This window comes from Gemmatimonadota bacterium (assembly GCA_016713785.1).
GTDB lineage: Bacteria > Gemmatimonadota > Gemmatimonadetes > Gemmatimonadales > GWC2-71-9 > JADJOM01.
In genome coordinates this window covers 56543-79774 of the sequence record JADJOM010000003.1, presented here as the reverse complement: position 1 = coordinate 79774, position 23232 = coordinate 56543, and the positions used below count along the sequence as shown (strand labels likewise).

At 72.0% G+C, this 23232-nt stretch carries 21 protein-coding genes; 10 read left to right on the top strand and 11 right to left on the bottom strand.

Annotation, left to right across the window (positions count from 1 at the left end; genetic code table 11):
* Positions 1 to 64: 64 nt before the first annotated feature.
* Positions 65 to 1939: a biosynthetic arginine decarboxylase gene (gene speA / locus IPJ95_07980; GenBank protein ID MBK7923555.1), complete on the bottom strand. Its 1875-nt coding sequence runs from the start codon at positions 1937 to 1939 to the stop codon at positions 65 to 67.
* A gap of 260 nt (positions 1940 to 2199) precedes the next feature.
* Between speA and IPJ95_07975 the strand changes: the two genes are divergently transcribed.
* Positions 2200 to 3348, top strand: a complete 1149-nt coding sequence (locus IPJ95_07975; GenBank protein MBK7923554.1) for a CBS domain-containing protein — start codon at positions 2200 to 2202, stop codon at positions 3346 to 3348.
* A 5-nt stretch (positions 3349 to 3353) separates the two neighbouring features.
* Here the strand turns inward: IPJ95_07975 and IPJ95_07970 are convergent, their stop codons facing one another.
* The 5 genes from IPJ95_07970 to IPJ95_07950 are packed head-to-tail and all read right to left on the bottom strand — an operon-like array spanning position 3354 to position 7944.
* Complete coding sequence (locus IPJ95_07970; protein MBK7923553.1) at positions 3354 to 4217, bottom strand: amidinotransferase; 864 nt, start codon at positions 4215 to 4217, stop codon at positions 3354 to 3356.
* 22 nt (positions 4218 to 4239) lie between these two features.
* Entirely contained in the window at positions 4240 to 5148 is a 909-nt protein-coding gene (locus tag IPJ95_07965) for an FHA domain-containing protein (protein ID MBK7923552.1), read from the bottom strand.
* The gene (locus tag IPJ95_07960; GenBank protein ID MBK7923551.1) at positions 5145 to 5564 is read right to left on the bottom strand and encodes a hypothetical protein; all 420 of its coding nucleotides are present in this window, start codon (positions 5562 to 5564) and stop codon (positions 5145 to 5147) included. Before IPJ95_07960 ends, IPJ95_07965 begins: the two co-directional genes overlap by 4 nt.
* Positions 5561 to 6034, bottom strand: a complete 474-nt coding sequence (locus IPJ95_07955) for a hypothetical protein (GenBank protein MBK7923550.1) — start codon at positions 6032 to 6034, stop codon at positions 5561 to 5563. Before IPJ95_07955 ends, IPJ95_07960 begins: the two co-directional genes overlap by 4 nt.
* Positions 6031 to 7944 carry a M1 family metallopeptidase gene (locus tag IPJ95_07950; protein ID MBK7923549.1) on the bottom strand — a complete coding sequence of 638 codons (1914 nt, stop codon included), beginning with the start codon at positions 7942 to 7944 and terminating at the stop codon, positions 6031 to 6033. Before IPJ95_07950 ends, IPJ95_07955 begins: the two co-directional genes overlap by 4 nt.
* A gap of 175 nt (positions 7945 to 8119) precedes the next feature.
* Here IPJ95_07950 and IPJ95_07945 point away from each other — a divergent pair, with 175 nt between their 5' ends.
* From IPJ95_07945 to IPJ95_07930, 4 genes are all read left to right on the top strand, one after another.
* The gene (locus tag IPJ95_07945) at positions 8120 to 9499 is read left to right on the top strand and encodes a TIGR01777 family protein (GenBank protein ID MBK7923548.1); all 1380 of its coding nucleotides are present in this window, start codon (positions 8120 to 8122) and stop codon (positions 9497 to 9499) included.
* A gap of 140 nt (positions 9500 to 9639) precedes the next feature.
* Positions 9640 to 10350 (top strand): 7-cyano-7-deazaguanine synthase QueC, encoded by a 711-nt coding sequence (gene queC / locus IPJ95_07940; GenBank protein MBK7923547.1) that lies wholly within the window; start codon positions 9640 to 9642, stop codon positions 10348 to 10350.
* A gap of 103 nt (positions 10351 to 10453) precedes the next feature.
* Positions 10454 to 11095 (top strand): 7-carboxy-7-deazaguanine synthase, encoded by a 642-nt coding sequence (queE, locus tag IPJ95_07935; protein ID MBK7923546.1) that lies wholly within the window; start codon positions 10454 to 10456, stop codon positions 11093 to 11095.
* Positions 11092 to 11694 carry a hypothetical protein gene (locus IPJ95_07930; GenBank protein ID MBK7923545.1) on the top strand — a complete coding sequence of 201 codons (603 nt, stop codon included), beginning with the start codon at positions 11092 to 11094 and terminating at the stop codon, positions 11692 to 11694. The genes queE and IPJ95_07930 overlap by 4 nt, the downstream gene beginning before the upstream one ends.
* On the opposite strand, the gene IPJ95_07925 is transcribed toward IPJ95_07930, so the two are convergent.
* Positions 11691 to 12569: a carbonic anhydrase gene (locus tag IPJ95_07925; GenBank protein MBK7923544.1), complete on the bottom strand. Its 879-nt coding sequence runs from the start codon at positions 12567 to 12569 to the stop codon at positions 11691 to 11693. The genes IPJ95_07930 and IPJ95_07925 overlap by 4 nt on opposite strands.
* 165 nt (positions 12570 to 12734) lie before the next feature.
* Here IPJ95_07925 and IPJ95_07920 point away from each other — a divergent pair, with 165 nt between their 5' ends.
* The 4 genes from IPJ95_07920 to IPJ95_07905 all read left to right on the top strand — a co-directional run bounded on the left by IPJ95_07920 (position 12735) and on the right by IPJ95_07905 (position 16873).
* A complete protein-coding gene (locus IPJ95_07920; protein MBK7923543.1) occupies positions 12735 to 14075 on the top strand; it encodes a sensor domain-containing diguanylate cyclase in 1341 nt (446 codons plus the stop codon).
* A gap of 4 nt (positions 14076 to 14079) precedes the next feature.
* Entirely contained in the window at positions 14080 to 14643 is a 564-nt protein-coding gene (locus IPJ95_07915) for a CGNR zinc finger domain-containing protein (GenBank protein ID MBK7923542.1), read from the top strand.
* A gap of 12 nt (positions 14644 to 14655) precedes the next feature.
* Entirely contained in the window at positions 14656 to 16413 is a 1758-nt protein-coding gene (locus IPJ95_07910) for a serine/threonine protein kinase (protein ID MBK7923541.1), read from the top strand.
* Positions 16414 to 16660: 247 nt separating this feature from the next.
* Positions 16661 to 16873, top strand: a complete 213-nt coding sequence (locus tag IPJ95_07905) for a cold shock domain-containing protein (GenBank protein ID MBK7923540.1) — start codon at positions 16661 to 16663, stop codon at positions 16871 to 16873.
* Between the two features lie 92 nt (positions 16874 to 16965).
* Here IPJ95_07905 and infA read toward each other — a convergent pair whose 3' ends face one another.
* The 4 genes from infA to IPJ95_07885 all read right to left on the bottom strand — a co-directional run bounded on the left by infA (position 16966) and on the right by IPJ95_07885 (position 21846).
* The gene (gene infA, locus IPJ95_07900; protein MBK7923539.1) at positions 16966 to 17184 is read right to left on the bottom strand and encodes a translation initiation factor IF-1; all 219 of its coding nucleotides are present in this window, start codon (positions 17182 to 17184) and stop codon (positions 16966 to 16968) included.
* A 177-nt stretch (positions 17185 to 17361) separates the two neighbouring features.
* Positions 17362 to 19062: a M3 family oligoendopeptidase gene (locus IPJ95_07895; GenBank protein MBK7923538.1), complete on the bottom strand. Its 1701-nt coding sequence runs from the start codon at positions 19060 to 19062 to the stop codon at positions 17362 to 17364.
* Between the two features lie 127 nt (positions 19063 to 19189).
* On the bottom strand, positions 19190 to 21172 hold the full coding sequence (locus IPJ95_07890) for a protein kinase (GenBank protein MBK7923537.1): 1983 nt from the start codon (positions 21170 to 21172) through the stop codon (positions 19190 to 19192).
* Positions 21172 to 21846, bottom strand: coding sequence for a hypothetical protein (locus IPJ95_07885; protein ID MBK7923536.1), 675 nt, complete (start codon positions 21844 to 21846; stop codon positions 21172 to 21174). Before IPJ95_07885 ends, IPJ95_07890 begins: the two co-directional genes overlap by 1 nt.
* Before the next feature lie 51 nt (positions 21847 to 21897).
* Between IPJ95_07885 and IPJ95_07880 the strand changes: the two genes are divergently transcribed.
* Positions 21898 to 23070, top strand: a complete 1173-nt coding sequence (locus IPJ95_07880) for a hypothetical protein (GenBank protein MBK7923535.1) — start codon at positions 21898 to 21900, stop codon at positions 23068 to 23070.
* The last annotated feature ends 162 nt before the right edge of the window (positions 23071 to 23232 follow it).

Sequence of the window (23232 nt, the reverse complement as noted above, 5' to 3'; positions counted from 1 at the left end):
CGGCAACGCGGGAAGCGGAGAACCCTCCGCTTCCCGCGTTGTCATGCCCGGGGCCGGGCCGAGGTCAGGCCGCGCCGTCGGGCCCCGGCAGCTCCTCGCCCTCGAGGTAGGTGTAGCCCTCCAGCCCCGCCACGTAGTCGGCAATGAACTGGTTGGCGTCCTGGCGGGAGAGGTCCTTGGCGTTGGTCACCTTGCGCCGGAAGGTGGTAAGGAGGTCGGCGGGCTGGAACTGGACGTAGCGGAGCACCTCGGTGACGGTGTCGCCGTGGACCAGGTCGGTGATGTCGTAGCCGTCGTCGGTGAGCCGCACGTGGACGGCGTTGGTGTCGCCGAAGAGGTTGTGCAGGTCGCCGAGGATCTCCTGGTAGGCGCCCGTCAGGAAGATGCCGAGCAGGTAGGGCTCATCGTCCTTGATGGGGTGGAGCTCCAGGGAGGGTTTCCCCTTGCGGCCGCCCACGAACCGATCGATGACGCCGTCGGAGTCGCAGGTGATGTCCTGCAGGGTGCCCCGCCGGGTGGGCTGCTCGTTGAGCCGGTGGATGGGCATGATCGGGAACAACTGATCGATGGCCCAGTTGTCCGGCAGCGACTGGAACACCGAGAAGTTGCAGAAGTACCGGTCCACCAGGGTGGCTTCGATGTCGGCCCAGATCTCCGGGTGCTCGGCCCGCTCGGTCTCGACCAGCCGGCCCAGCCGGGTCATGGTGGCCAGGTAGAGCTGCTCGGCGTTGGCACGGTCGCGAAGGGTGAGCACGCCGCTGGAGAACATCTCCTGCGCCCGCTCCTTGCCGAAGGTCGCGTCGTGGTGGGCCTCGGCCAGCCGGTCGAGGGTGATGGACTCGAGGTTCTCCTTCATTTCCACCAGCAGCGGGTGCGGGTCGGGGCCGAGGTCGGGCACCTGCGGCTCCAGCTGCGATTCCACGTCGGTGACGTTGACCAGCAGCAGCGAGTGGTGCGCGGTGATGGCGCGCCCCGACTCGGAGATGATGTGCGGGGCGGGCACGCCCTCGGTCTTGCACATGGCGCCGAGGGTGTAGACGACGTCGTTGGCGTATTCCCGCATCGAGTAGTTCATGCTGGCGGGCCGGGTGGAGCGCGAGCCGTCGTAGTCCACGCCGAGGCCGCCCCCCACGTCGACGTGGGTGAGGCCGAAGCCCATGTTGCGCAGCTCCACGTAGAACCGCCCGATCTCCTCCAGCCCGGCCTTGATGTACTGGATGTCGGTGATCTGGCTGCCCAGGTGGAAGTGCACCAGGCGGAGGATGTCCTTCCGGCCGACGCTCTCCAGCCGGTCGAGCACCTTCATGAGTTCCATGGCGGACAGCCCGAACTTGGACTTCTCGCCCCCGCTCTTGGCCCAGCGGCCGGCGCCCTCGGTGGCCAGCTTGATCCGCACCCCCATGGTGGGCTGGACGCCGAGCTCATCGGCCACCTTGAGGTAGGTGTCCACCTCGGAGAGCTGCTCGATCACCACGAAGACGGTGTGGCCGAGCTTCTGGCCCATCAGGGCCAGCCGCATGTACTCCTCGTCCTTGTAGCCGTTGCAGACGATGACGGTGTTGGTGCTGTCGCTGATGCCGAGGACGGCCTGCAGCTCCGGCTTGCTGCCGCACTCGAGCCCCACGCCGTGTGGCGTGCCGAACTCGACGATCTCCTCGATGACGTGGCGCTGCTGGTTCACCTTGATCGGGTAGACCGTGGTGTAGCTGCCGGCGTACTCGTTCTCGGCGATGGCGTGCTGGAACTGGGCGGCGAGGGTCTGGATCCGCACCCGGAGGATGTCGGAGAAGCGCAGCAGCATCGGGAGGCCGACGCCCTGCGCGTTGAGGTCCATGGCCAGCTGGAACAGGTCCAGCCCGCGCTTGGCGTTGCCGTCGGGGTGGACGGTGACCCGACCTTCGGGGTTCACCCGGAAGAAGCCGAGGCCCCAGCCGGGCATGTTGTAGAGCTTTTCGGAGTCCTTGGGGGACCAGGCGGGCGTGGCGATGGCGGCCTCTGGGCGCACGAGAGGGGGAAAATTCTAGTGGGGGGGCGGGGCCAGTGAAAGTGGCCCGCTCAAGTTCCGGGTCGGCACGCCGATAGTGGGGGGAACGCACGACATAGCCCTTCGGGGCCCCAGGCGGCCGTCCTGGGTCATGAACCCGGCCATGAAGACCCGGACGCGACCCCGCGGACGGGTTTTCCGTTTAGGTTTGGCCCATGACCTGGTCGTTCAAGCTCGTCCGCCTCCTCGGCGTGGACGTGAAGGTGCATTTCACCTTCCTCCTGGTACTCCTGTTCATCGGCCTCGACGGCTACCGGACCGGCGGCCTCGCCGCCGCCACCCAGACAGTCGGGCTGACGCTCTCGGTCTTCGCCTGCGTGGTGCTGCACGAGTACGGGCACATCCTGACCGCCCGCCAGTTCGGCATCCGCACCCGCGACGTGGTGCTGCTGCCAATCGGCGGGCTGGCGCGGCTGGAACGGCTCCCGGAGCGGCCGCGGGAGGAGTTCCTGATCGCGGTGGCGGGCCCGGCGGTGAACCTGGCGATCGCCTTCGTGGTGGGCGGGGTCATCCTGCTCCTCGGCGAGCAGCCCACCGCCTTCCTGGGCCGGACCATCCCCGCCCTGCTCACCGGCGAGCCGGAGGGGATCGCCCTGCTGTACTCGAGCTTTCCGCACTTCCTGATCACCATCAACCTGTTCCTGCTCGCCTTCAACCTGATCCCCGCCTACCCGATGGACGGCGGCCGGGTGCTCCGCGCGGTGCTGGCCACCCGGCTGGGCATGGTGCGCGCCACCCGGCTGGCGGCCCGGGTGGGGCAGGTGATCGCGATGGTGGCGGGGGTGTTCGGGCTGCTGAGCCAGGACATGATGATCATGCTGCTGGCGCTGTTCGTCTTCCTGGGCGCCGGGGCCGAGGCCGCCGCGGTGGAGACCAAGGCGGCGGGCCAGGGCATCATCGTGGACCAGATGATGATCACCCGGTTCGAGACCATCCCCGCCTACGCGCCGCTGCGCACCGCGGTGGACCTGCTGCTCGACGGCGAGCAGCGGGAGTTCCCGGTGGTCGACACGTCCGGCGCGGTGATCGGGCTGCTCACCCGCGACAACCTGATCCGCGGGCTGGCCGGCCGCGGTCCCGACTCGACCGTGGCCGAGACCATGACCGCCGGCGTGGCGGCGCTCCCGCTCGGCCTGTCGTTCGAGGAGGCGCTGCACCGGCTGCGCGGCAGCGGCCTCCCCGCCCTGCCGGTGCTCGACAGCACCGGCCGGATCGCCGGGCTGCTCACGATGGACAACATCACGGATCTCATCCTGGTGCGGCAGGCGGCGAGGCGGGACGACGGGAAGGCGGGAGGGCGGTAGGGTGGCTAGGACCGCCACACCGGGCGGGTGAGGCAGGTGGCGCCCCCTTCCGCCTTGCGCGAGATCTCATCCCCCCGATAGGTCAGCACCGTGCACCCCGCCGCCTCGAGCCGCGCGCGGGTGACCGGATTCCCCTCCAGCATGAGGCAGCGGCGCGGCGCCAGCGCCAGGACGTTGGTGGCCATGGTGGCGTACTCCGCCGCCGGGGCCTCGACTATCCGGATGCCTCGCGCCCGCAGCAGCTCCCAGAACGGCACGGGCATCAGGGGCGGATAGACCACGGCCAGGTCGTCGGCCACCAGGCTGATCAGGGACATGAGGTGCAGGCACGCCTCCGGGCCCTGGTCGTACGGGAGCTGCACCGGCACGACTTCCACCGCCGGCCCCAGCGCGGCCTGGAGCTGCGCCAGCCCCGTGGCGTTGGTGCGGAAGCCGAGCCCCACGGCCAGGGTCCGGGCATCGAGCCACAGGCAGTCCCCCCCTTCCGCCCGCGCGTCCCCCGAGAGCCGGGCCAGCACCGGCACGCCGCTCGCCTCGAGGGACGCGCCGATCGCGGCCTCCTCCCCTTCCCGCAGCGGCTTGCCCATCCGGAGCAGGATCGCGCCCCGATCGGTCACCAGCACCGGGTCGTGGACAAAGATGGCGTCGGCGTGCCCGGGCAGCGGGGCGTCGTGGTACACCACCTCGGCGCCAGCCTCCGAGAGCAGCGCCACGAATGCCGCATGCTCGGCGCGGGCGCGGCCCAGGTCGGGGCGTGCGGTGTAGTGCCAGCGGAGGGGGTCGGCGTCGCCGAAGGCGGCATCGGGGGTGCGCACCATCACGCACCGGAGCGGGGCGACCATCGACTGCGCGCCGTAGGGCCGGGTCATGGGGGTCCGCCGGGCGGAGGGATCAGCGGTTGGAGGCGGGGGAGCGGGGGGTGTCCCCACCATCGCGCGTGGTGGGCAGGGTGGTGGCCTGCAGGTCCTCGGACTCGCGCAGCTGGCCCAGGGTCGGGATGGGCATGGCCTGGGTGCTGCGGAGCTGGGCCACCTCGCGCGGGGCGCTGGAGCGGGACCCGAGGCGCCAGTGCAGGCGGGCGAGCACCGGCCCGTAGAACAGCAGGTCCGCCACCAGCTTGCCGCCCAGGATGCCGGCGGGCAGGCCGACCAGGCCGAGCCCCACCCAGAACGCCAGCGGCCGGAGCAGGAGGGTGTCGAGGAGCTCGGCGGTGCCGAACTCGCGGATCAGGTTCTGCAGCACGTCCTCGACACCGCGGCGTCCGAACGGCAGGCCCGCGCGCTGCCGCTCCCGCGATTCGAACCGCAGGTCCCGCAGCAGCAGGGCGAGGTAGTACAGCACCGTCTCGGCGAGTACCGCGGCGGTGACCATCGTGACCCGCCCACCCCCGAGCCGCTGCGCGCCCCACGCCCCGGCGACCGCCGCCACGGCGCCCATCACCTCCGACGGACCAAACCGGGCGGCCCACGACGCGAAGCGGCCCCCGGCGGTCTGCGAGGCGCGGCTGGAGAGCCCCGGCGGCGCGAGGTCGATCCGCACCTCGTAGCGACCCACCCGGATGACGTCGCCGGCGGAGAGCAGGAGGGGTGCCACGACCTGCGCGGCATTCACGAAGGTGCCGAAGCGGCTGCGGTCCACCAGCAGCGGACCGGCGGGGGTGGGGACGATGCGGGCGTGACGGCGGGAAACCTCCCACCCCTCGAACATGACGTCGCACTCGGGCAGTCGGCCGATGGCCACCGGCCGCCCGTCCAGCGGGATCACCACCTGCCCGTGATACAGCGCGAGCGCGGGCGTCACCGGGCGTCCAGTTCCCGGCGCAGCTCCGGGCCCGGCAGGCGCGGCTGCTCGAAGTACCACCAGTTGGCGTCCTCGGTCCAGCCTTCATCGGCGGCCACGATGCCACCCCACAGGCAGCGCCCGGCGGGCACCAGGTTGAGGCGCACCTTTACGTCGGCGTCGTGCACCCGGGGCAGGAAGGCGTCGCGGACCTCGTCGGGCGCGAGCTCGAGGGCGTTGGCCAGCAGCTGGCGGCTGTCCATGTCGTTGAGGTAGTCGTCCAGCGTCAGGTTGTAGCCCTCGAGCACCTGGGCCACCACCCGCTCCCAGTTCTCGACCAGCCCGCGCAGCCCCTGCGCCACCACGGCGTAGGACGCGCCGCTGCGCCGGAGGTAGTCTCGGACGGGATCGTTGGGACCTGACGTGCGCTGGTTCATGGGGTGCCCGGGGGCCGCTGAAGCTGACGCCTGAAGTATGCCTCACCGTCGTTGGGACGGAAATAGGTCCGGATGGTGCGGTCGGCATCGAAGGCCAGAAAGGACCCATCCCCCCGGTCGAACCGGGTCACCACCCCGTCGGACCGGCGGGCCTCCAGGATCTCGCCTCCCGCCGGCCGGTCCCGAAGTGCCTGGGCCCGCCGCAGGTACTCCGCCTCGGTGATCTCCCCGAACTCCGCCCCGTGCTTCCGGAAGTGCTCCGCCAGCCGGCTGGCGTCGCGGAAGCCGATGGCCGCCTGCGCCGGGGTGGGCGGCGCCGCGGGGGCGGTGGATGCCACGGGCCCCGCCGGCGCGGCGGGGGCGGCATTCGGCAAGGAGCCCTGCTGAAGCCGGGTGAGGTTCTGGGTGAGCCACAGCGCCAGCGCCACCAGCCCCGCGCTGAGCAGCCGCGCCAGCATGCGTCGGTTCATCGGGCCCAGCGGTTGTTGGCGCGGTCGGCGTCGGGCAGCTCACTGGCCGGGTCGAGGGTCACCCCCACCACCCGCTCGGGGCCGCGATGCCGGTAGACGAACCTCGGCCCGAGGTTCCACATGTCCACGGGCAGGCGGACGTAGCGGGTGTTGGGGGCGTCGCCCAGCTCCAGCACCAGGGACAGGGTGGCGGGCATGACCAGTCCGCCGCGGTTGGAGAGGTGGATCTCGGTGACACTGTCGCTCACGGCCACCACGGAGTCCACCGCCTGGTCGAGGCGCGCGGTGGAGTAGACCCAGCCGCGCCAGAACCAGTCGAGGTCCTGGCCGGAGTGATCGCGCATGACCCGGAAGAAGTCCGCCGGGGTGGGATGCTTCCAGGCCCAGGTCCGGAGGTACTCGCGGAAGGCGGCGTCGAAGCGGTCGCGGCCAAGCACCTGGTCGCGGAGCAGCGAGAGCATCAGGGCCGGCTTCTGGTAACCGGTCCAGAAGAGGTCGCGCACCTCGACCGGCCGCGCGATGAGCGGCTGTTCCTGGCCCGGCACGGTGTGCTCCGGCGCCAGGCGCAGCGGGTGCACCTCGATGGTGTCGCCGTACGGGGTGCCGAGGAAGTAGTTGGAGGCGTTGCGGAGGTCGATGAACGTGTTGAACCCCTCGTCCATCCAGGGATAGAGCCGTTCATTGCTGCCGACGATCATCGGCATCCACTGGTGGCCCAGTTCGTGGGCCAGGACCCATTGCAGGTCGATCCGGGTGGGACCGGCGGGGTCGAAGGTCATCATCGGGTACTCCATCCCCTCGATCGGCCCCTCGATGCTCGACATCTGGGGGTAGGGATAGGGATACCACTGCTGGCTGTAGTAGCGCAGCCCCTCGCGCACCATGTGGTTGGCCTCGCTCCACAGGGCCGCGGAGGGCCGGTAGAAGGTCTGGACCAGGATGCCGCGCCACCCGCTCGCGTCCCACTGGAAGTCGGGGGCGGCGGCGAAGGCGAAGTCGCGCACGCTGTCGGCGTGGAAGCGCCAGGTGAGGGTGCCCTCGCGCCGCGGGCGGGCCGCCGGCTGCCCGGCCTCTTCGCGGGTGATGATCGGGATGGCGCTGTCCGCCAATCGGGCGCGGGCCAGCCGGGCGCGCTGCGCGGCCGTGAGCACCTCGAGCGGGTTGTCGAGCGTGCCGGTGGCCGCCACCACGTAGCGCGCCGGGACGGTGATGGCCACGTCGAACCGGCCGTACTCCAGGTAGAACTCCCCCGAGCCGATGTAGGGCTCGTGGTTCCACCCCTTCACGTCGTCGTACACCGCGAGCCGGGGGTACCACTGGCCCAGCTCGTACAGCGTGCCGTCGCGCCCCATGCGCCCGGCGCCGTACGGCGGCACCGTGAAGCGCCAGACTACGTCGAAGTCGTAGACCCCGCCCGGCGGGATGGCCCGCGGCAGGTCCACCCGCATGGTGGTGCCGGTGATGGCGAAGGGCAGCGGCCGCCCCAGCCGCGTCAGGGACTCGATCGTGATCCCGCCGGCGAAGCCCTTGCACGAGAAGTCGAACGCCGTGCCCAGGAAGACGAGCGGCGGCTGGTCGAGCAGGCTGGTCACCGACCCGGGGGCGCAGATGTTCTGCTCGAGGTGGAGCCAGAGGTATGACAGCGCCTCGGGGGAGCGGTTCACGTAGTGGATCGCCGCGCGGCCCTGCAGCTCGTGGGTGGCGGGATCGAGCGTGGCCCGGATCCGGTAGTCCACCCGCTGCTGCCAGTAGCCGGGACCCGGCCGCCCCGCGCCGGTGCGGATCTGGTTGGGCGCCGGGAGATCGAGCGGGCGGAAGGGGGAGCTGTCGGCCGCCTGGGCCGCGAGCGACGGGGCAGCGAGGAGGGCCAGCAGGGTCGGGATGCGCAGGGACATGAGCCGGGGGGGCATGGGAAACGGGAATGCGGGAACGGGGTGTTCCGGGGGCCTGCCGGAGGGGTGAAGATAGGTCCTGAGGGGGAGGTGTCCAGACCGCGCCGGCGCCGCTGGAACCCTGAACGCACCGCCCGGGCGGCGGCCCTATAGTTCACCCGGACCCGGACGGCCTTCACCGAAGGGGAGTGCCATGGCATCCCAGATCTTCGAGCTCACGAGCGAACTGCCGGTCTCGGCCGAGGCGGCCTACGCCTGGCACGCGCGGCCGGGGGCCTTCGAGCGGCTGGCGCCGCCCTGGGAGCCGGTGCGCATCCTGGAGCGCGAGGGGGGCCTGGGCGATGGCCGCGTGGTGCTCGAGGTGCCGATCGGCCCGGTGAAGCAGCGCTGGGTGGCCCGCCACCTCGCCGCCGAGCCGGGACGCCAGTTCGTCGACGAGCAGGTGGAGGGGCCCTTTGCGCGCTGGCTGCACACCCACCGGTTCGAGCCGCTGGGTCCCGACCGCTGCCGCTACATCGACCACATCCAGTACGAGCTCCCCTTCGGCGCCGTCGGCGAGCTCGGCGCCTCGATGGTGGCCACCCGGCTGCAGCGCACCTTCCGCTACCGGCACGCCACCCTGGCCGCCGACCTCGCGCTGCACCTGCGCCTCGGCCACCCGGCCCCGCTCACCATCCTCGTGACCGGGGGCACCGGCATGCTGGGGGCAAGCCTCATCCCGTTCCTCACCTCCGGCGGCCACACCGTGCGGCGGATGGTGCGGCGCAACCCCGGCCCAGGCGACTACCTCTGGAACCCCGCGCGGCATGAGTTCGATGCCCGCGCGCTCGAGGGCGTGGACGCGGTGATCCACCTCGCCGGCGAGCCGATCGCGGGGGCGCGCTGGTCCAGTGAGCAGAAACGGAAGATCCTCGACAGCCGGGTGCAGTCCACCGAGCTGCTCGCCGAGCACATCGCGGGGCGGACCGACCGGCCCCGGGTACTGTTCTCCGCCAGTGCGGTCGGCGTCTATCCGCCGCTGGGAGATGAGCCGCAGGCGGAGCAGGCATCGCTCCGCAGCGGCCCCGACGCGGGGTTCCTCGAGCGGGTGGGGCACGCCTGGGAGGCGGCCGCCGCCTCCGCCGATCGCGTGGGCATTCGCGTGGTGCGCGGGCGGATCGGCGTGGTGCTCACCCCCGCCGGTGGCGCGCTGGCCAAGATGCTGCCGCCGTTCCTGGCCGGCGTGGGCGGCCGGATGGGCACCGGCACGCAGTACATGAGCTGGATCGGGGTGGACGACGTCCTCGGCGCCATCGCCCACGCGCTGTTCACGCCGACGGTGTCGGGGCCGGTCAACCTGACCGCCCCGACGCCCGTCACCAATGCCGAGTTCACCCGGGTGCTGGCCGAAGTGCTGGGGCGGCCTGCGATGCTGCCGGTACCGGCCGCGGCGCTCCGCCTGGCCCTGGGCGAGATGGCAGACGACCTGCTGCTCGCGAGCCTTCGGATCGTCCCGGAACGGCTCCAGGCCACCGGCTACACCTTCCGCCACGCGGACCTCGGCGCGGCGCTGCGGCACGTGCTGGGGCGATAGGGCGGCGACCGAGGGCCCTTCGGGAGCGGCGCAGCCGCGACCCGGGCCCGAGGGAGTGGCGGTAGGGCGGTAGGGCGGTAGGGCGGTAGGGCGGCCCGAGACCGTGGCGCCGTCCCGCTGACGGGCGCTAGGTTTGCTGGATGCCCGCTTCTCCCCGCGCCGTGGTGCTCGTCTCCGGTGGCCTCGACTCGGCCACCGCGCTGGCCGTGGCCCGCCGGGACGGGTTCCTCCCCTACGCCCTGAGCTTCCGCTACGGCCAGCGCCACGCCGTGGAACTGGCCGCCGCCCGGGAGGTCTGCCGCCGGGCCGGGGTGGCGGAACACGCGGTGGTGGCGATCGACCTGCGCTTCTTCGGCGGCTCCGCCCTCACCAGCGACCTGCCCGTCCCCAAGCACGACCGGGTGGAGGAGCTCACCCCGGACATCCCGTCCACGTACGTCCCGGCGCGCAATACGATCTTCCTGTCCTACGCGCTGGCCTGGGCGGAGGTGCTGGGGGCGTGGGATATCATGATCGGCGTGAACGCACTCGACTACAGCGGCTACCCCGACTGCCGACCCGAGTACATCGCGGCGTTCGAGCGGATGGCCAACCTGGCCACCCGCGCCGGAGTAAGTGGCGAGCGGAAGCTCACCATCCACACCCCGCTCATTCACCTGACCAAGCGCGAGATCATCGCGCTGGGCCGGGAGCTGGGGGTGGATTACGGCGTCACCCGCAGCTGCTACGACCCGACGCCCGACGGCGCCGCCTGCGGCCACTGCGACAGCTGCCTGCTCCGCCTCCGCGGGTTCCGGGAGAACGGGCTGGACGACCCGGCGCCGTACCAGCCGTCGGGGTTGGCAAAGTAGGCATTGAGGGAAAAGGGGAACGGGAAGCGGGAAGAGGGAAGAGGGAACCGTCGGTCTCGGCCCGGGTAACCGGCCGAGCCGCCGAGCCGACCACCAGGAGCCCATGACCTACGCCGTGAAGGAGATCTTCTACACCCTGCAGGGCGAGGGGGCGAACGCGGGCCGTCCGGCCGTATTCTGCCGCTTCGCGGGGTGCAATCTCTGGAGCGGCCGCGAGGCCGACCGCGCCACGGCCGTCTGCCGCTTCTGCGATACCGAGTTCGTGGGCACCGACGGGCCGGGGGGCGGGAGGTTCGCGAGCGCCGCGGCGCTGGCGACGGCGGTGCGCGCGGCGTGGCCGGCCGTGACCCCGCCAGGAGCAAGACCGCTGGTGGTCTGCACCGGCGGGGAACCGCTCCTCCAGCTCGATGGCGCGGCGATCGACGCGCTGCATCAGGCGGGGTTCGAGGTCGCGGTCGAGACCAACGGCACCCAGGCGGCGCCGCCCGGGCTCGACTGGATCTGCGTGAGCCCCAAGGCCGGGGCGCCGCTGGTGCTCACGCACGGGCACGAGCTCAAGCTGGTGTATCCGCAGGAGGACGCCGAGCCGGAGCGGTATCGCGGGCTCGGCTTCGGACAGTTCTACCTGCAGCCGATGGACGGACCGGCGCAGGCGGCCAACACCGCCCGCGCCGTGGAGTATTGCCTGCGCCACCCCGAGTGGCGCCTGAGCCTGCAGACCCACAAGCTGCTGGGTATCCCATGACGATCGGTTATTCGGACCGCATTGCGCACGCCCTCGCCTTCGCGGCCAAGCACGGCCACCCCCGCCCCATGACCGGCGGGACAGGCACCTGGCCCACGGCGCCGGCGAACGTGGCGGTGATCCTCTCCCGCCACGGCGTGGAGGAGCCCGGCATCGTGGCGGGCATCCTGCGCCCCGTGGTCAACGACGCCGAGGCCGGGCGCCAGCGCGAGCTGCTCACCAAGGTGGAGGGGAAGTTCGGGGTGCGGGTGGGCCAGGTGCTGGTGCAGGTGCTGGAGCCGCGATTCGACGGGCGGGGCAAGCCCCGCGGCTGGGAGGCGGCGCGGATGGAGCTGCTGGCCGGCCTGACGAACGCCGAGCCCTGCGCCCTGGAGGTGCTGGCGGCCCAGGAGATCTATGCCTGCGGGGCGCTGCTCACCGACGTGCGGCGCCTGGGGCCGGAGTACCTGAGCAGCTACGCCCCGGGGGGCGCGCCGACGCTGCGCTGGTGGTTCGGGGCCATCGTCGACGTGCTGGCGCGCCACCCCATCGGGCCGCGCCCCCCGCTGCTCGCGGAGCTGCGCGGCCTCTCCGAGCGGCTGGTCGACAGCCTCGACTAGTGGTGCTCGGCGGGCGCGGTCTGGGCCGCGACCTCGCCATGCCCGCCGGCGGCCCCCGCCTCGCCCTCCGCCGGCGCCGGCCGCGCCGCGGCGCCGTAGCTCTCGGCGAAGCTGGTGTTCACGTGCACCACCGCCTCGTTGAGTCCCTTGAACGGATAGTCCTCGGTGATCTCGGGCAGCTGGTCGGCCAGCTTCTGGTCGGTGAGCACCGAGCCGGCGCGGACGTACCGGCCGGGCGGCACAATCACCCCGATGACCTTGGCCCCGGGCTCGATGACCGAGCCGCGCCCCACCCACGCCTTGAACACCAGCGCCTGCATCCCGACGAACACGTCGTCGTCGATCCGGGCGGGACCGTGCACCTGCGACTGGTGGGCCAGCGAGACCCGCTTGCCCACGTAGACGGCGTACTTTCGGCCGTTCACCTCGTAGGTGCGGTTGGCCACCGGCTGGCCGTGGCTCTCCGTCTCCAGCGCGTGCAACACCACGCCATCCTGGACGTTGGTTTCGTCGCCCAGGGCGATGGGCTGCCCCTCGTCGCCGCGGAGCGAGGCGAAGGGCGCCACGTAGACGCCGCCGCCGAGCTGCACGTCGCCGATGACGCTCGCCATCGGGTCCACGAAGGCGGTTTCCTTGAAGCGAGGCAGGTTCACGTCGGGGTTGAAGCTGGTGAGCACGTTGGCCCGGCCGTGCCCCGTCCGGGCCTGGTCGGCCCCGGTGGCAAGCTGCGCCTGCAGTTCGGCCACCTGCCCCCGCAGGGCCTGGACCTCGTGGCCCGCGGTCCGGGCCTCCCGCGCCAGCAGCACCACGAATCCGAGGACCGCCGCGCCGAGGAAGGTCCCGACGCCACCCAACGCCATGCCGAGCTTGTTCACAAAGCCTCCAGGAGTCCAGGCCTCCCTCGCGCCCGAGTCGCCGCGCCGCGGCTCCTCGAGGGCGCTCGGTCGCCGGTCTCCCGGAGTATCGTCCGCGCCACACCGGCGCTTGAGTCGAATTCGTCCTCGCCAGCGGTAGCGGCTATCACTATATTGGGCAACAGGATGGACTCCCCGACCGCACTCTCCTCCCTGGCCTCGCTGCCCAGCGCCTTTGCCACGGCGTGCCGCTCCGCCAGCTCCGACACCGAGCTGTTCGAGCGCTGCCGGGAGTCGCTGGTGCGCCGGTTCGGGAGCGAGCGCATCTGGTTCCAGGTCAGCTCCCCCGGCGCCCTGGTGCCGCTGCTGCCCCCGCCCGACTGGCTGGGGGGTGCGCAGGAGGTGGTGCGGCTCTCCAGCGGCCAGACCGAGATCGCCATCCACGCCGATCCCTCGGTGGCCGCCGAGCTGCGCGGGCACGCCACCCCAATTGCGCTGGGGCTGTCGGTGATGCTCGAGCTGCACGGGGTGCTTCGGGAGCGGCAGGGGCAGCTGGACGACGCGGTGTTCCAGCTCCGGGCCCTGCGGCAGGTGGCGCGGCTGCTCTCCTCGGTGCACTCAGGGGAGGAGACGGAGAACCTGATCCTCGACTTCATGGCCGAGGTGTTCTTCTGCTGGTGGGCCTGCCTGTACCGGCCGCTGGGCGAGGTGTACATCCCCAAGGTGGTACGCTCGCTCAAGGGCTCGATGTCGCTGGCGCCGGTGCCGCGGCACCAGCTCGAGAGCGCGCTCCCGGGCGACAGCCCGGTGGCCACCGCCAACGACGCGGCGATCGCCAGGCTGTTCCCGCCCACCACCCAGATCGTGGTGTCGCTGGAGGCCGGGTCGGAACGGCTGGCGGTGCTGGCGCTGGGGCCGCGGCTGCACGAGCAGGCGTTCGGCCCCTCGGAATCCGACCTGGCCGGCACCCTGGCCTTCGCCGCGGCGATCGCGCTCAAGAACGCGCAGCTGGTGGAGCAGCTGCAGAGCGCCGCGAGCACCGATCCGCTGACGGGGCTCTCCAACCGCCGGGCCATGGAGGAACGGCTCGCGGCGGAGCTCTCCCGCACCCACCGGCACCAGATCCGCACCAGCGTGGTGGCGGTGGACCTGGACCGCTTCAAGACCGTCAACGACACCCTGGGGCACGCCGCCGGCGACCGGCTGCTGGTGGAGATCGCCGGCGCCATCCGGTCGCAGTGCCGCTCCCTCGACGCCGTGGGGCGCGTGGGCGGCGACGAATTCCTGGTGATCCTGCCGATGACCAGCGCGGAGGAGGCGGTGGTGTTCGCCGCGCGGGTGCAGCGGGCGGTGGCCCTCCTGGGCAAGACCCACCCGGAGTACGGCCGGCCCTCCCTGAGCATGGGCATCGCGGAGGCGCCGCGGCACGGCGCCACGCCCGACGCCATCCTCGGCGCCGCCGACATGGCGCTCTACCGCGCCAAGCGCGGCGGCCGTGACGCGGTGCAGACCGCCGAGGACGCCTGACCCCATGGCCGATCCCGAGTTCCTGCTGCTCGGCGACGCGCTGTGGCTCGAATTCGTGAACACCGCGCACACGCCCCCCGGCCCCACCGATACCCTGGCCGATCCCGGCGCCTGGCTGCGCTGGACCAAGGCGGTCCGCGTGGAGCCGCCGGCCGATCGCGCCAGCTTTGCGGAGGCGCGCGCCTTCCGGACCAGGCTGCTGGCGCTGGCCCGCGCCCTGGACGAGGGGCGCAGCCCCTCCCCCGGGGCAATCGAGGCGATCAATGCCCGGCTGGGGGCGCTGGATGGCCGGGAGCAGCTGGTGCGGGTCGGTGGCAGCTGGCGGCTCCGGTTCCAGGTGGCGCGGCCTCCCGCGGCGCTGCAGGCCATCGCCCAGTCGGCGGCGGCCAGCCTGGCCAACCCCCTGGTGGTGGTGCGGCACTGCGCCAACCCGGAGTGCGGGCTGTTCTTCGCCGATGAATCGCCGCAGCAGGCCCGGCGCTGGTGCAGCCGCAGCCGCTGCGGCGACCGGGGCCGGATCGAGCGGCGGCGCGGCAGCCGGCCCACCCCCCTCCTCGCCGACGGCTAGCCGCCCTCCCCGATGACGACGCCCCCTCCCCTCACCATCTTCGAACGCGTGGAAGCGGCGCTGGGCCAGCGCTTCCGGCTGGAGACGATGGTGGCCGCCTCGCGCGAACGGGTGCTCTTCACGGCGCAGGACAAGCTGCTCACCCGTCGGGTCTCCCTGCGGGTCAACCTCTATCCCGATGACCAGACCCGGGCCTGGTTCCTGCGCGAGGCGGAGGCGCTGGCCCAGCTCGATCACCCCGCCATCCGGCACGTCTACGACGCCGGCGTGGTGGGCGACATCGCCTTCCGGGTGGGCAACTGGATCGACGGGGAGAGCCTGCTCGAGGCCACCCAGCGCGGCCCCCGCCCCTTCCCGGCCGTCCACATCCTCGCCCGCGACGTGCTGAGCGGGCTGGAGCACGCCCACGCGCACGGCGTGGTGCTGCGGCGGATCGCCCCGACCTCGCTGCTGGTGAACCTGGGCGGGCGCGGCACGGTCACCGACCTCCGCTTCTCCAACTGGACCCTGCCGGCCATCCCCGCGGGCGAGATGCCGAGCGCCCAGGCCTTCATGGCGCCCGAGGTCCGGAGCGGCGCCACCGGCGACCCCACGAGCGACATCTACACCGCCGGCGCGATTCTCTATTACGCCGTGACCGGACAGGAGCCGCCGCTCGACTCCCGCGAGCTGCGCCCGCCCTCCGAGCTGCGCCCCAACTGCCCCCGCGCCATCGAGCGGATCCTGCTCCGGGCCCTGCGCCCCGTGGCCGACGACCGCTACCTCTCCGCGGCAGAGATGCTGGAGGACTTCGCGAGCGACGCGGGGACCTTCGAGAACGCGGCGGTGATGGTGCAGGTGAGCCCCCGCCTCCTCCCCGGCGAGTCGGACGACGGGCGCCACTGGGAGAAGCGGCTCCGCCGCGCCCTGGGCGACGACTACGAGCTGCTCTCGCTGCTGGGCCGGGGCGGCTATGGCCGGGTGTACCGGGTGCGCGACCTGCACCTGGAGCGCGAGGTGGCCCTCAAGGTGCTGCACCCGCACCTGACCGCCGACCCGGCGGTGGTGGAGCGGTTCCGGCGGGAGGCGCAGCTGGCGGGGCGGCTCTCCCACGCGAACATCGTGCAGATCTACGACATCGGCGGGCGGTCGGGGCTGCTCTGGTACACCATGGAGCTGGTGAAGGGCCCCAACCTGGCGCAGCTGGTGGAAAAGGAAGGCCCCCTCCCGGTGGAGCGGGTGGTGCGGCTGCTCAAGGAGTCGCTCAGCGCGCTGGCGCAGGCCCACGCGAGCGGCCTGGTGCACCGCGACCTCAAGCCCGAGAACATGTTGATCGACCAGACCGGGTCGCTCCAGATCACCGACTTCGGCCTGGCGCTGGCGCTGCGGGGCCAGGGGCGCTTCGGCGGCGCCACCAGCCAGAGCGGCACCCCGATGTTCGCGAGCCCCGAGCAGCTGCTGGGCGAGCGGGTGGACCAGCGCTCCGACCTCTACAGCCTGGCCGCGGTGGCGTACTACGCCCTGCTGGGGGAGCCCCCGTTCTTCGGGCAGACGGTGGAGCAGGTGCTCACCCGGCAGACCACCAACCAGCGGCCGGAGCTGCTGGAGCGGCGGTCCGACGTGGGGGAGGACCTGGCTCGGGTATTGGAGCGCGGGCTGCACGCCGAGGTGGAGCAGCGCTACCCCTCCGCCGCGGAGTTCCTGATGGCCCTCAACCGGGCCACCACCAGGGGGTTACGGCGCCGGAGCGGGGAATGGGCCCAGGCCGCCCTCCGGTGGTGGAAACCCTAGGGCCCCCCCTTGACGGAATTACAGAAACTCAGATATTAGGTGCGGCTGGAATTGGCCAGATGGCTTGGCCGGGTACAATCGAGCAGGTCCTCCCTACAGGAAACTTGCGAGACCCGGGCTTCCACGCTCGGGTCTTTTTTACTTCCAGCAGTATTGGGCCGGGAAAGTCCCTGCCCAGTGTCCCTGTCGGTGGCTTCCGGACCTTCCGGACCCCGACGATGTCCCCTTCCGAACGGAGTACAGTAGCATGCCTCGCGTCACTGGCACGGTGAAGTGGTTCAACGACGCCAAGGGTTATGGTTTCATCACGCCCGAAAACGGCTCCAAGGACTGCTTCGTCCACCACACTGCCATCAAGGCTGATGGCTTCCGCAGCCTCTCGGAAGGTGAGCGGGTTGAGTTCGACATCGTCGAGGGCGCCAAGGGTCCCGCGGCGGAAAACGTCACCAAGGTCAAGTAAGCCTACGGGCGTACCAGACGGGGGCCGGTCGAAAGACCGGCCCCCGTTTGCGTTCCTGCTTCACCCCGCGGTCCCGCACCCTCCGGGGCCGGCTACTTGTGGCGGTAGATGACCCGGCCGCGGGTCAGGTCGTACGGGGAGAGGACCACCGTGACCCGGTCCCCTTCCAGGACGCGGATCTTGAACTTGCTCATCTTGCCGGCCGCGTAGGCGAGGATCGTGTGGCCGTTCTCCAGGAGGACCCGGTAATTGCGATCCGGGAGGACTTCCTGGACCACGCCTTCCATCTCGATGCCTTCTTCCTTCGCCATTCACGCTCTCCGACAGGGGTAGGCCGGGCCGACAGGGGGCTCCGGCGCGGGGTAGAATCTTGCCCGGCGGGGCCGGGGGCGCAATGGAGGCGGCGGTAAGGCGGTAGGGCGGTAGGGCGGTAGGGCGGACTCCCCCTGTCCCCTTCCCCCTTCCCCGCTTCCCGCTTCCCGCAATTCCTACCGCAGCTTCTCCAGCTCCCCCTCCACCAGCTCCACCAGCTCCCGCATCACCCCGGCATCGAAGCTCAGCTCCACCCCGGCGGCGCGGTAGAGCTCGGGCAGCGAGCGGGTGTTGCCGAGGGCCAGCGCCGCGCGGTAGCGGGCCACCGCGTCGGGCTGGTCGCGCAGGCTGTTGCGCCAGACCTGGAGGGCGCCCACCTGCGCGATGCCGTACTCGATGTAGTAGAACGGATACAGGAAGATGTGCAGCTGCCGGTACCAGCGGGACACCCGCTCCCGCTCGAGCCCGCTCCAGTCGATGCCCCGCTCGAACCGGCCGCGGATGCGCAGCCAGGCGCGGTCGCGGGCCAGGCCGTCACGCCCCTCGCCACTGGAGTAGATCCAGCTCTGGAAGGCATCGACCGAGGCCACGTGCGACAGGGTCACCAGCACGTCCTCGAGGTGCTCCACCCGCGCCCGCACCAGCTCTTCCTCGGAGAAGAACCCGCCGTCGCGACGGCCCAGGTAGGGCGCGGCGAGCAGCTCCATGGACATCGAGGCCAGCTCGCACATCTCGAGGCCGGGGTGCCGCTCCCACACCAACGGGAGGGGATGCGCCTCGAAGGCGTGGAACGCGTGCCCCGCCTCATGCAGCAGGGTGGAGACGTCGTCGAAGACGCCGACGGCGTTCATAAAGATGAAGGGACGCCCCCGGTAGTGCAGCGTCTCGCAGTAGCCCCCGGGCGCCTTGCCCTTGCGCACGCCGAGGTCGAGCAGCCGCTCGTCGATCATGGTCTGGTACTGCCCGGCGAAGGCGGGGGAGACCCGGTCGAACACCCGCCGCCCCCCCTGCACCAGCTCGTCCGGCTGCCGGAAGGGCCGCAGCGGCTCCCGGCCTTCCGGGTCGGGGCCGATGTCCCAGGGCCGGAGCTCGGTCACGCCGAGCCGCTGGCGGCGCCGCTCCATCACCCGCGCCACCGCCGGGGCCACGACCTCCTCCACCGCCTCGTGGAAGCGGCGGCAGTCGGCCGGGGTGTAGTCGAAGCGGCACTTGGAGGTGAAGGCGTAGCGCTCGTAGTCGGCGAAGCCGGCGTTGCGGGCCATGCGGGAGCGCAGGTCGAACAGCTCGTCAAAGATCCCCGCCAGCTCGTCGCGCCGCTCGGCGTAGGCGCCGGAGCCGAGCCGGAAGGCCCGCTCCCGGACCGCCCGGTCGGTCACCTGCAGGTAGGGCTGCAGTTCGGGGAGGGTCTTCTCCACCCCGTCCCACTCGACCGTGAGCCCGCCGGTGAGCTTCTGGTAGCGGGCGGAGAGCTCCTCCACCTCGGTGGCGAGGGGCACGTTCTCCTCGCGGAACAGCTCCGCCCCGGTGCGGAAGCGCTGCAGCGTGACGCCAAGCCCCGGTTGGGTGTAGCCGGTCTCGAGCAGCCGGCGGGCCAGGAGCACCTCGAGCTCCTCCAGGCGGGGGAGGATCTCCCCCGAGAACCGGAGGTGAGCGGCCTCCTTGCCTGGATCGCTGGTGTCGCAGGTGTAGGCAATCATCGCCAGCGCCGCCGCCTCGCCCACGACCTCCTCCAGCCGCGACCAGTCGGCCAGCCAGCCGGGGAGCTCCCCCTCGGCGAGCGGGCGGTCGAGCAGCTCCTGGTACAGGGGCCGGAGATCGTCCCAGGTAGCCGTGGCGAGGGCCGCTGGGGTCAGCGTTGCGATAGGGGCGGGAGGCATGGGGAAGGAGGCTACCCACCCCGGGGGGAAGGGGGAAGGGGGAAGGGAAACGGGAAGCGGGAATAGGGAAGCGGGAAAAGGGGGCGGGAAATGGGCAACGGGAAGCGGCTGCCGCGTGGGGCCCGGCCTAGACCCTCTCCAAGGCTTCCGCGAAGGCGTGGGCCGTGGGGAACCGATCCGCCGGGTCCTTGGCCAGCGCCCGGAGGATCGCGGCCGCCAGCGGCGCGGGGACGTCCGGCGCCAGCTTCCGCGGGTCGGGGGGCGGCTCCTCGACCTGCTTGAGGATGAGCGTGGGCAGCGAGTTCGCCGGGAAAAGGTGCTCCCCGGTCAGGCACTGGTACAGAACGGCCCCGGCGGCGTAGATGTCGGTGCGACCGTCCACCTCGCGGCCCATCAGCTGTTCCGGGGCCATGTAGTCCGGGGTCCCGACCACCGCGCCATCCATGGTGAGGCCCTTCCCCGAGTCGGCGAGCCGCGCGATGCCGAAGTCCATCACCTTGAGGAAGCCCTGGGCGTCGACCAGCATGTTCTGGGGCTTGATGTCCCGGTGCACCACGCCCTGGGCGTGGGCCGCCTCGAGCGCGCGCAGCAGCTGGCGGCCCACCGTGACGGTCACCCCCACCGGCAGGCGGTTCCGCCGACGGATGAGCTCGTCGAGACTGGTGCCCTCGACGTACTCCATGGTGATGAAGTACGTCCCGTCCACCTCGCCGAGATCGTGGGTGCGGACCACGTTGGGATGGGTGATCCGCCGTGCCAGCCGGATCTCCTGCTTGAACCGCTCCAGCATGGAGGCGTCGCGCCGGACCAGGTCGGCGTGGAGCAGCTTGACCGCCACCTGCTCCTCCAGCTGCCGGTCCACGGCGCGGTACACCACGCCCATCCCACCCTGGCCGAGGAGGCTCTTGATCTCGTACCGCCCGGCGAAGACCTCCCCCGGGACCGGCCCGCTGGCGCTCACCGCCATGCTCGGCCGCAGGGCCACCGTGTGGGCCCCGGTGGCGCTCAGGAAGTCCACCAGCTGCTGCTTGGAGCGGAGCTCCTGGACCATCCGGCGGAAGGCGTCGGCCAGCTCCCCGATTTCGTCGCCGCTGGAAGCGGGGATCGCGGCGTCGTAATTGCCTTCGCCCACCTCGCGGGTGACGGCCACGAGCTCGCGCACCGGGCGGGCGATCTGGCGCGAGAGCAGGAACGCGCCGAGGGAGGCGAACAGCAGGCCGCCGAGGAAGGCCGCCAGGATGGCGCGCTGCAGCTGGGCGTAGGGGGCGAGTTCCGCGGCACGGGATCGCAGCGCCGCGTAGCCCCCCACCGGCGCGCCGGAGGCGGTGCGCAGCACGCCCAGCTCGCCAACCCACGTGTCGCCGCCGGCGTCAAGGCGCAGGTGGTGGGCGGTGGAGTCCTCGGCGGAGAGCCGGTCGAAGGTGACCTGCTCCGCGACCGCGCCGGCCAGCTCGGGCGGCAGGGTGCTCGCCGCCACGACCGGCTGGTCCAGGGTGTCGAGCACCACGAAGACGATCTCGGACGCGGTCTGGCGCTTGAGCCTCGCGGCGAGGGCGCTGTCGAGCCCGACCGCCATCACCAGCGTCCCGCGCACCGGGCCCTGGCCCACCCGGATCGGCGCCGCCACCGCCTGGTACGCGGAGTTGTCCGGCTCCAGCCAGACGCCTTCGGAGGCGGCGCCGGAGAGCGCCTGCTCCACCAGGCTGCCCGGACCGGCGAGCGAATCGCCGTACAGGTCGGGGCTTCGGGTGAAGGCCTGCAGCACCCCCTGGTCATCGGTGAGCATGGCCCAGTCGGCCTCACCCTGCTGCTGGAACTCCGCCGCCTGGTCGAGGAGGTCGGAGCGTCCGCCGGAGACGAACCCCACCTCGATGCGGGAGACGTAGGCGGGCACCTGCGCCAGCGCGCTGGCCACCTGCTCCCGGGCGTGCGACCGGCTCGCCAGCTGGTCGCTCACGGCCGAAGCGGTGGCGGCGAGCCCCCGGGCGATCGAGGCATCGGCCGCCCGCCCGGCCACCTGCCGGGTGAAGAGCAGCGCGACCCCGAGCACCAGGACCACCACGAGGGCGGTGGCGGTGAAGATCTTGAGGGCGAGGCGGGGGCGCGGCATCAGTAGCGCCGGCCGCGGTCGGAGTAGGGCCGGCCGGTCTTGTCCTTGTGCTGCACGAACCGCCAGCGGCTGGCGTCGACCGTGAGCGCCAGCGGCGCGGGCGCGGTGGCGCCCACCCGCAGCGGCACCACCAGTTCGGGCGCGCGCTCGTGCCACACGTGCAGCTGGTAGCTGCCGGCCGGCACCGCCGTGAACCGGAAGCTGCCGTCGGACCCCGGCCGGGCCCACAGGGCGTTGTCCCGGACCACCACCAGCGCGCTCATCTGCGCGTGCACGTTGCAGTACACCCGGATGACGGCCGGGCGGGCGAACGCGACCCCCTTCTCCTCGCCACGGCCGTAGAGGCCCAGGTCAAAGGCCCCCTGCTCCGTGAGGGAGAACACGTTATGGTTGAAGGGGTCGTTGTTGGGGAACTTCACGGTGGATCCCACCGGCACCACGACGATCCGGGGAACGAAGGCCTTCCCCTCCGTCACCACGCGGGTCTCGACCGGCTCCACCGCCGGCAGCCCCGCCGCCTCGAGCCAGAGCACGGCGCTGCCCACGTCCTGGGCGGGCCGCTCCCCACGGTCCACGACCGTCAGGCGCCCGGCCACATCCACCTGGGCGCCAAGGGGGGCGGCGGCGATGCATCCGATCAGGCTCGCGGCGCGGAACAGAGAGGGGGTGCGCACGGCGGTAGCATAGCCCACGCGCCCTGACACCGTCAACCATGGACCGGCCGCATGCGACTCCTCCCCTCCCTCGGCGCCACCCTCGCGCTCCTGCTCCCCATCACCGCCGTCGCCCAGCAGGACCGACCCGGGGTGGACGTGAGTTTCCACGGCACCATCCTGCTCAACGGCTTCTCCACCTCGGGCCGGACCAACAACACCGACCTGCCCCAGTTCGCCGTCCCGGAAACGGCGGCCGACAGCTTCCCCACCAGCGGCGTCGGCGGCACCCTGCGGCAGACCCGGGTGTCGGTGCGAGCCTTCCTGCCCGAGCTCGGCGGCGCCGAATGGCGGGCGGAACTCGACGCCGACTTCTTCGGCGGACAGCAGCCCTCCAACGGCGGGCGCACCTTTCCCCTGCTGCGGATCCGGCGGGCCTGGCTCGAAGGTTCGTGGAACCGCTTCGCGGTCCTGATCGGCCAGGAGGCGCCGCCGATCGTGGAACTCAACCCGGTGACGCTCTCCAGCATCGGGCTGAGCGCGCTCTCCAGCAGCGGGAACCTCTGGCTGTGGATCCCGCAGCTGCGCCTGACCGGGGACCTCGCGCAGGGGAAGCAGGTCCGGCTCTCGCTCGAGGGCGCGGTGCTGGCCCCGACCGGCTACACGCCGCAGCCGCCCTTCACCACGGACTTCGACCGCGCCGAGCAGTCGCGCCGCCCCTACCTGCAGGGCCGGCTCCGGCTGCGCTGGGGCACCGGCGAGACCGCGGGCGAGCTCTCCGCCGGCGCCCACCGCGGCTGGCTCAGCACCGCCGGGGATTCGCTGCTCGACTCCAAGGCCGTCGCGGCCCTGCTGCTGCTGCCCCTGGGCAGCCACGTGGAGCTGCGGGGCGAGGCCTTCGCGGGCGAGGGGATCGCCGGGCTCGGCGGCGGGTCGATCGGGCAGGTGTTCGGGCGCAACGGACGCACCATCCGCACCCGCGGCGGCTGGGCTCAGCTCAACCTCCGGCCCAACGGCGCCGTCTGGCTCCTCGGCGCCAGCGCGGGGATCGACGACCCGAAGGACGCCGACCTCGACACCACCGTGCAGCGGCTCAAGAACGTGACGTTCGGCGGGCACCTGCACTGGCGGCCCAGCCCCCTGGTCTTCGGCGTCGAGGTGCGGCAGGCCCGCACGACGTACGGCGCCGGCGTGGGCGAGCTCAAGGCCACGCACGTGAATGTCGCGGCGGGGTTTGAGTTCTAGTGGGAAACGGGAAACGGGAAGCGGGTGGCCGCACAGGATCGCCCGGCCCGCCGCGCAGCGCACCCGCCGCCGCCCTACCGCCTTACCGCCTTACCGCCTTACCGCCTTACCGCCTTACCGCCTTACCGCCTTACCGCCTTACCGCCTTACCGCCCTACCGCC

Bases quoted from the DNA above. Each gene is read 5' to 3' on its own strand.
- speA (MBK7923555.1), bottom strand. From the start codon at position 1,939: ATGCCCGGCTGGGGCCTCGGCTTCTTCCGGGTGAACCCCGAAGGTCGG.
- IPJ95_07975 (MBK7923554.1), top strand. From the start codon at position 2,200: ATGACCTGGTCGTTCAAGCTCGTCCGCCTCCTCGGCGTGGACGTGAAG.
- IPJ95_07970 (MBK7923553.1), bottom strand. From the start codon at position 4,217: ATGACCCGGCCCTACGGCGCGCAGTCGATGGTCGCCCCGCTCCGGTGC.
- IPJ95_07960 (MBK7923551.1), bottom strand. From the start codon at position 5,564: ATGAACCAGCGCACGTCAGGTCCCAACGATCCCGTCCGAGACTACCTC.
- IPJ95_07955 (MBK7923550.1), bottom strand. From the start codon at position 6,034: ATGAACCGACGCATGCTGGCGCGGCTGCTCAGCGCGGGGCTGGTGGCG.
- IPJ95_07950 (MBK7923549.1), bottom strand. From the start codon at position 7,944: ATGCCCCCCCGGCTCATGTCCCTGCGCATCCCGACCCTGCTGGCCCTC.
- IPJ95_07945 (MBK7923548.1), top strand. From the start codon at position 8,120: ATGGCATCCCAGATCTTCGAGCTCACGAGCGAACTGCCGGTCTCGGCC.
- queC (MBK7923547.1), top strand. From the start codon at position 9,640: ATGCCCGCTTCTCCCCGCGCCGTGGTGCTCGTCTCCGGTGGCCTCGAC.
- queE (MBK7923546.1), top strand. From the start codon at position 10,454: ATGACCTACGCCGTGAAGGAGATCTTCTACACCCTGCAGGGCGAGGGG.
- IPJ95_07930 (MBK7923545.1), top strand. From the start codon at position 11,092: ATGACGATCGGTTATTCGGACCGCATTGCGCACGCCCTCGCCTTCGCG.
- IPJ95_07920 (MBK7923543.1), top strand. From the start codon at position 12,735: ATGGACTCCCCGACCGCACTCTCCTCCCTGGCCTCGCTGCCCAGCGCC.
- IPJ95_07915 (MBK7923542.1), top strand. From the start codon at position 14,080: ATGGCCGATCCCGAGTTCCTGCTGCTCGGCGACGCGCTGTGGCTCGAA.
- IPJ95_07910 (MBK7923541.1), top strand. From the start codon at position 14,656: ATGACGACGCCCCCTCCCCTCACCATCTTCGAACGCGTGGAAGCGGCG.
- IPJ95_07905 (MBK7923540.1), top strand. From the start codon at position 16,661: ATGCCTCGCGTCACTGGCACGGTGAAGTGGTTCAACGACGCCAAGGGT.
- infA (MBK7923539.1), bottom strand. From the start codon at position 17,184: ATGGCGAAGGAAGAAGGCATCGAGATGGAAGGCGTGGTCCAGGAAGTC.
- IPJ95_07895 (MBK7923538.1), bottom strand. From the start codon at position 19,062: ATGCCTCCCGCCCCTATCGCAACGCTGACCCCAGCGGCCCTCGCCACG.
- IPJ95_07890 (MBK7923537.1), bottom strand. From the start codon at position 21,172: ATGCCGCGCCCCCGCCTCGCCCTCAAGATCTTCACCGCCACCGCCCTC.
- IPJ95_07880 (MBK7923535.1), top strand. From the start codon at position 21,898: ATGCGACTCCTCCCCTCCCTCGGCGCCACCCTCGCGCTCCTGCTCCCC.